This is a genomic window from Enterobacter sp. 186315 (assembly GCF_053290175.1).
Genome location: NZ_JBPTTK010000004.1, coordinates 299,674 through 306,475 on the forward strand (window position 1 = coordinate 299,674; position 6,802 = coordinate 306,475).

Below are 6,802 nucleotides of genomic sequence, written 5' to 3' on the forward strand. Positions count from 1 at the left end.
AATCTTTCTAAAAAAAGTTGAAGAGGACGAGCATGACGCATTCATCCGCCTGCGACTGTGAGGCCAGCCTGTGCGAAACCCTGCGCGGGTTCTCCGCCCAGCATCCTGACAGCGTTATCTATCAAACATCGCTAATGAGCGCCCTGCTAAGCGGCGTGTACGAAGGGGAAACCACCATCGCCGATCTGCTGGCGCACGGGGATTTTGGGCTGGGCACCTTCAACGAGCTGGACGGCGAAATGATCGCCTTCAGCAGCCAGGTATACCAGCTGCGCTCTGACGGCAGCGCCCGGGCCGCGAAGCCCGAGCAAAAAACGCCGTTCGCGGTGATGACCTGGTTCCAGCCGCAGTACCGCAAAACCTTCGATGGCCCGGTCAGCCGTCAGCAGATCCACGACGTCATCGACCAGCAGATCCCCTCCGACAACCTGTTCTGCGCGCTGCGCATCGACGGCAACTTCCGCCACGCGCATACCCGCACCGTCCCGCGCCAGACGCCGCCGTACCGGGCGATGACCGACGTGCTGGACGACCAGCCTGTGTTCCGCTTTAACCAGCGCGCGGGCGTGCTGGTCGGGTTCCGCACGCCGCAGCACATGCAGGGCATTAACGTTGCGGGCTATCACGAACACTTTATCACCGACGACCGTCAGGGCGGGGGGCATCTGCTCGACTACCAGCTGGAGAACGGCGTGCTCACCTTCGGTGAAATTCACAAGCTGATGATTGACCTGCCCGCCGACAGCGCGTTTTTGCAGGCCAACCTTCACCCCAGCAATCTGGATGCTGCGATCCGTTCCGTCGAAAACTAAAGGAGAACTACCGTGAACAGTGAGAAACAATCACGTCAGTGGGCGCATGGTGCCGATATGGTGGTCGGCCAGCTGGAAGCGCAGGGGGTGAAGCAGGTGTTCGGCATCCCGGGCGCCAAAATCGACAAAGTTTTTGACTCCCTGCTTGACTCCTCCATCGAGATTATTCCGGTGCGCCACGAGGCCAACGCGGCGTTTATGGCGGCGGCGGTCGGGCGACTGACCGGTAGAGCCGGGGTCGCGCTGGTCACCTCCGGGCCGGGCTGTTCGAACCTGATCACCGGGATTGCCACCGCTAACAGCGAGGGCGATCCGGTGGTCGCGCTGGGCGGGGCGGTGAAGCGGGCGGATAAAGCGAAGCTGGTGCATCAGAGCATGGACACCGTCGCCATGTTCAGCCCGGTCACCAAATACGCCGTCGAGGTCAATTCCCCGGACGCGATTGCCGAGGTGGTATCGAACGCGTTTCGCGCCGCCGAGCAGGGCAGGCCGGGCGGGGCGTTCGTCAGCCTGCCGCAGGATATTGTCGACCAGCCCGTCACGGGGGCGATTTTACCGGCCAGCGGCGCGGCGTTGATGGGACCGGCGCCGGAGTCCGCCATTAACGATGTGGCGAAGCTTATCGAAAAGGCCAAAAACCCGGTCATTTTACTCGGCCTGATGGCAAGCCAGCCCGCCAACAGCGACGCGCTGCGCAAGCTGCTGGAGAAAAGCCGTATTCCGGTCACCAGCACCTATCAGGCCGCCGGGGCGGTGAACCAGGAGCACTTCACCCGCTTTGCCGGACGCGTGGGTCTGTTTAACAACCAGGCGGGCGACCGGCTGCTGCATCTGGCGGATCTGATTATCTGCATCGGCTACAGCCCGGTGGAATACGAGCCGTCCATGTGGAACAGCGGCGACGCGACGCTGGTGCATATTGACGTGCTGCCCGCCTATGAAGAGCGTAACTACGTTCCGGATCTGGAGCTGGTGGGGGATATCGCCGGAACGCTGAACCTGCTCGCCAGCCGTATCGGGCATATGCTTGAGCTCAGCCCGCGCGCCACGGAGATCCTGGTGGATCGCCAGCACCAGCGCGATCTTCTGGCCCGCCGTGGCGCATCGCTCAATCAGTTTGCCCTGCACCCGCTGCGTATCGTGCGCGCCATGCAGGACATCGTGAACAACGACGTCACGCTCACCGTGGATATGGGCAGCTTCCACATCTGGATCGCCCGCTATCTCTACAGCTTCCGCGCGCGTCAGGTGATGATCTCCAACGGTCAGCAGACGATGGGCGTTGCGCTGCCGTGGGCGATTGGCGCGTGGCTGGTGAACCCGGGTCGCAAGGTTGTTTCGGTATCCGGTGACGGCGGTTTCCTGCAATCGAGCATGGAGCTGGAGACCGCCGTGCGCCTCAACGCCAACGTGCTGCACATCATCTGGGTAGACAACTGCTACAACATGGTGGCGATCCAGGAAGAGAAAAAATACCAGCGTCTTTCCGGCGTCGAGTTCGGCCCGGTCGATTTCAAAGCGTATGCCGACGCCTTCGGTGCGAAAGGCTTTGCCGTGGAGAGCGCCGCGGCGCTTGAACCGACGCTGCGTGCGGCAATGGACGTCGACGGCCCGGCCGTGGTGGCGATCCCCGTCGACTATAGCGATAACCCGCTGCTGATGGGCCAGCTCCATCTCAGCCAGATTTTATGAATCAACGAAAGGACAAAGATATGCAAAAAGTTGCTCTCGTAACCGGCTCAGGCCAGGGGATTGGTAAAGCGATTGCGCTGCGCCTGGTGAAGGATGGTTTTGCCGTGGCTATCGCGGATTACAACGAAGAAACGGCGAAAGCGGTCGCGGATGAAATCACCCGCAGCGGCGGTAAAGCCGTTGCCGTGAAGGTGGACGTGTCCGACCGCGACCAGGTGTTTGCGGCGGTTGAGAAAGCCCGCACCGCGCTGGGCGGTTTTAACGTCATCGTTAACAACGCCGGGGTCGCGCCGTCTACGCCTATCGAATCCATCACGCCGGAGATTGTCGACAAGGTTTACAACATCAACGTGAAAGGGGTGATCTGGGGCATTCAGGCCGCGATTGCCGCGTTCCGCAAAGAAGGGCACGGCGGCAAGATCATCAACGCCTGCTCCCAGGCGGGCCACACCGGTAACCCGGAACTGGCGGTCTACAGCTCCAGCAAGTTCGCGGTGCGCGGCTTAACCCAGACGGCGGCACGAGACCTTGCGCCGCTGGGGATCACCGTTAACGCCTACTGCCCGGGCATCGTCAAAACGCCGATGTGGGCCGAGATCGACCGTCAGGTATCTGAAGCGGCGGGTAAACCGCTCGGCTACGGAACCGAAACCTTCGCCAAACGCATCACGCTTGGCCGCCTGTCCGAACCGGAAGATGTCGCCGCCTGCGTGTCGTATCTCGCGGGGCCGGATTCCGACTACATGACCGGCCAGTCCTTACTGATCGACGGCGGGATGGTATTCAATTAAAAAACAACGATAAGCTCTGACATGACTTTCCCCTGCCTTTGCGCAGGGGCTTTTTTTTGTCTCCTCAGCCATTGTGGATTACACTGCGCGCTGCAAAACTTTAGTCAATACGATCTGACAGGCGGTAACAGCGATGAACGGTACAATCACAACGTGGTTTAAAGATAAAGGCTTTGGATTTATCAAAGATGAAAACGGCGACAACCGCTATTTTCATGTGATTAAGGTCGCGAACCCCGATCTGATTAAGAAAGATGCAGCGGTCACGTTCGAGCCGACCACCAACACCAAAGGCCTTTCGGCGTATGCGGTAAAGGTCATTCCTGAAAGCCAGTACATCTATATTGCGGGCGAGCGTCTGAAGCTCACCTCGATCAAGTCCTTCGTGGTGTTCAGCGAAGAAGAGCCTGCGGACGCCAAAATCGATAAAGAAAACGCGGTGCTGTCGGTGGGGCTGCTGATGAACAGCATCAAGCCGAAATCCGACAAAAAGCCGGGCGAAATGCGCTCGGTGAAGAAGCTGGCGATCACCACCTTCCAGAACTCCACGCTGATCTTCACCGAAGATGAAATCGACATCGACGCCACGGTGAAGCTGCTGAAGTAATCTTTCGCCGGGCGGCGGCTACGCTTGCCCGGCCTGCATCTCCTCTCCTCTCTTCTCGTCCGCTTTTTAACCTGCTATAACAAACGCCTTACCTTTCAGGGAGTCACCGCCGTGCCCGAAATCAATCAACATGGTCAGACCGTTAACGATATCGTTCCCGACTGGAAATGCGCGCAGGTCTTAACCCGCACCCCGCTTGCGGGTCAGTACTGTCGCCTGGAGCCGCTGGACGTCGACAGGCATTCAGCCGATCTGTTTGAGGCTTACACCCTGGGGGATGACAGCGACTGGACGTGGCTTGCCAGCACGCAGCCCATGAGCCTGGAAGCCACCGCGCACTGGGTGCTGGGTAAAGTGCTGGACGATGAGCTGGTGCCTTTTGCGGTGATTGATTTGCGCACCGAAAAGGCGGTGGGGCTGGTGAGCTATATGGCTATCGAGCGGATGCAGGGCTCGGTGGAGATAGGCCACGTCACCTGGTCGCGCAGGATGAAAGGCTCGCGTGTCGGCACCGAAACGGTCTGGCTGCTGCTGAAGAACGCCTTTGCGCACAGGTATCGCCGCGTGGAGTGGAAGTGTGATTCGATGAACATCGCCTCGCGCCGCGCCGCCGAACGGCTGGGGTTTGTCTGGGAAGGCCGCCTGCGCCAGAAGTTGGTGCGCAAAGGGCGCAACCGCGACAGCGATATGCTCTCTATTATCGACCGCGAATGGCCGCAAAGGGACGCGGAGCTGCGCGCCTGGCTGGCAGAGGATAACTTTGACGGGGAAGGGCGGCAGGTTAAGCGGTTAGAGGCGTTTCGGTTATAGGTGCTTTTATGTAGGGTACAGCCAACGCGAATTAATCCGCCGAAATCGCTATCTCGATGAGATGGATTTTACCCGACTGCAATCCCCGCGCTACCGCGGCGGGCATTCCCCATCCCGTGCCCCAGCGCGAGGATTATATTTTGCCACTGTAAAGTACAGGGCCGGTCGGCAGGCCGGTTGGCGAGCCTCCCTTGGGTTCAAGACTTATCGCTATCGTGGCGTCATGAGTCAGCGCGGTGTTCCTGAGCGTCACACGGGTCGCGACGCTGTTTTGCAGCAGCCCCAATGATACCGGCGCCTGGCCATCAGGGATCAGCCAAAGCTGTAGGCTATGTTGCGCCGCAACGGCGTTCGGTCTGAGCGGGATAATGCTCAGATGCTCGCGGCTGGCATCCGCGCTGACTATCCACTGCCCGTGCTGTTGGGCGTCGTTGAGCACCATCAGCGGAGCAAGTTCCGGTGTGCGCAGGGCATACCAGCCTGCAACGGTAACAGCCGCAAGGCCAGCCGCCGCCATCCAGCCGACATAAGGCCGGCTTTTGCGCAACGGTTTTTGGGCTGGCAGATCGAGCAGGATCCTTTTCCACACTCTCTCTGGCGGATGGACGGGCGCAAGATGGCTGTCGAGCGTGCTGAACATTTTCTGCCAGTAGGCCACGCGGGCGGCAAGTTCGGGGTCATCAGCCAGCCGTTTCTGGAACTGAAGCCGCGCGCCGCCCCGCAGGGTGCCGAGGGCATACTCTGCCGCCAGCATGTCGTCGCGTTTTTCGCTGTCGTTCATAGGCCCACGCACTCCCGAAGATGGTCCATTGCACGGCGGATCCAGCTTTTTACCGAGCCCACGGGCTGCTGGAGCCACTCGGCAATGTCGCTGTGAGACATGCCCTGGTAGTAGGCGAGCGTAATGCTCTGGCGCTGTTCGTTGCTCAGGTGTTCCAGGCAATGCCTGAGCCGTTGCGCCTGCGCCTCGTCATGCCAGCTATTCTGCTCGTCGTCTTCGCTCGGCAAAAGCGCGTCGGAATAGGGCTCCTCATGGCTGGCGGCGCGGATCTGGCCACTGCGCAGCCAGTCAATGCAGCGGTTGCGAACAATATGCGTAAGCCAGGTCATCGGGGAACTTAGTGCGGCGTTGTAGGTGTCGGCTTTGCTCCAGACGGTGACAAAACAGTCGTGCAGGATCTCTTCTGCCCACGCGCGGTGACGGAGCATTCGCAGCGCGACGGCAAACAGATGCGGCGAGGTAAGCCGGTAGAGTTGTTCAAATGCACGGCGATCGCCGTTTGCGACCGCCTGCATTAATTTCATCTGCTGTTCAACCAGCGCGTTATCCATGTTTTTCCCGGAAGGCAACGTCACACTTCCGAAGTATAGACAACTACTTAGGCATCAGGACGGTGTCGATCACATCGATCACGCCATTTTTTTGATGAACGTCGTAGGTGCTAATATTCGCCACGTTGCCTTTACCGTCCTTAAGCTGAATGTTGTGCGGGCCGTTGCTCATGATCCACAGCGGTTGCCCGTTCACGGTTTTCAGCTCCGCGTGGCCGCCTCCCTGTTTGATCTTTTGCTCCAGCGCTTTCATATCGTAATTACCGGCGACGACGTGATAGGTCAGAATGCTGGTGAGCTGCGCTTTATTTTCGGGTTTCACCAGACTGTCGACCGTACCCGCTGGCAGTTTTGCAAACGCCGCATCGGTGGGCGCAAACACGGTGAAGGGCCCTTTGCTCTGTAGCGTATCCACCAGTCCGGCCGCTTTGACGGCGGCAACCAGCGTGGTGTGATCTTTCGAGTTCACGGCGTTTTCAACAATATTTTTGCTCGGGAACATCTCCGCTCCGCCCACCATCACAGAGCCGGACGTCATGGCGGCCGATGCGCCTGCACAGAAGAGTAAAGCGCTGGTTACGAATGCAACACGGGTTAGCTTTTTCATCATCTTTCCTCGGTTTGGGGAGCAAAGGAGTTGCTCACATGCATACATACGAGGGAGGGGGATGAACTGGATGCAGTGAAATGAAAATAAATTTCGCGGGGGGGGAATTCCCAGTGATTTCTCATAAAGCGATGAGAATAATTTCATATAG

General features: G+C 59.1%; 8 protein-coding genes. 5 read left to right on the top strand and 3 right to left on the bottom strand.

Annotated elements, in window-relative coordinates; translation table 11 throughout:
* Positions 1-32: 32 nt before the first annotated feature.
* The 5 genes from budA (at position 33) to ACSVHP_RS07305 (ending at position 4,712) form a co-directional block, all read left to right on the top strand.
* On the top strand, positions 33-812 hold the full coding sequence (budA, locus tag ACSVHP_RS07285) for an acetolactate decarboxylase (protein ID WP_234674961.1): 780 nt from the start codon (positions 33-35) through the stop codon (positions 810-812).
* A 12-nt stretch (positions 813-824) separates the two neighbouring features.
* Positions 825-2,504, top strand: coding sequence for an acetolactate synthase AlsS (gene alsS / locus ACSVHP_RS07290; protein ID WP_447551449.1), 1,680 nt, complete (start codon positions 825-827; stop codon positions 2,502-2,504).
* A gap of 20 nt (positions 2,505-2,524) precedes the next feature.
* The gene (locus tag ACSVHP_RS07295; protein WP_234674962.1) at positions 2,525-3,295 is read left to right on the top strand and encodes a (S)-acetoin forming diacetyl reductase; all 771 of its coding nucleotides are present in this window, start codon (positions 2,525-2,527) and stop codon (positions 3,293-3,295) included.
* 133 nt (positions 3,296-3,428) lie between these two features.
* Complete coding sequence (locus ACSVHP_RS07300; protein WP_234674963.1) at positions 3,429-3,902, top strand: cold-shock protein; 474 nt, start codon at positions 3,429-3,431, stop codon at positions 3,900-3,902.
* Positions 3,903-4,013: 111 nt separating this feature from the next.
* Positions 4,014-4,712, top strand: coding sequence for a GNAT family N-acetyltransferase (locus ACSVHP_RS07305; protein WP_447551450.1), 699 nt, complete (start codon positions 4,014-4,016; stop codon positions 4,710-4,712).
* A gap of 133 nt (positions 4,713-4,845) precedes the next feature.
* Here ACSVHP_RS07305 and ACSVHP_RS07310 read toward each other — a convergent pair whose 3' ends face one another.
* Genes ACSVHP_RS07310 through ACSVHP_RS07320 form a run of 3 tightly spaced genes read right to left on the bottom strand, consistent with a single transcriptional unit; the run spans position 4,846 to position 6,651 of the window.
* Complete coding sequence (locus ACSVHP_RS07310; RefSeq protein ID WP_447551452.1) at positions 4,846-5,493, bottom strand: anti-sigma factor; 648 nt, start codon at positions 5,491-5,493, stop codon at positions 4,846-4,848.
* Positions 5,490-6,044 (bottom strand): RNA polymerase sigma factor, encoded by a 555-nt coding sequence (locus ACSVHP_RS07315; RefSeq protein ID WP_447551454.1) that lies wholly within the window; start codon positions 6,042-6,044, stop codon positions 5,490-5,492. Before ACSVHP_RS07315 ends, ACSVHP_RS07310 begins: the two co-directional genes overlap by 4 nt.
* Before the next feature lie 43 nt (positions 6,045-6,087).
* Complete coding sequence (locus ACSVHP_RS07320; RefSeq protein WP_234674966.1) at positions 6,088-6,651, bottom strand: fasciclin domain-containing protein; 564 nt, start codon at positions 6,649-6,651, stop codon at positions 6,088-6,090.
* Positions 6,652-6,802: the final 151 nt, after the last annotated feature.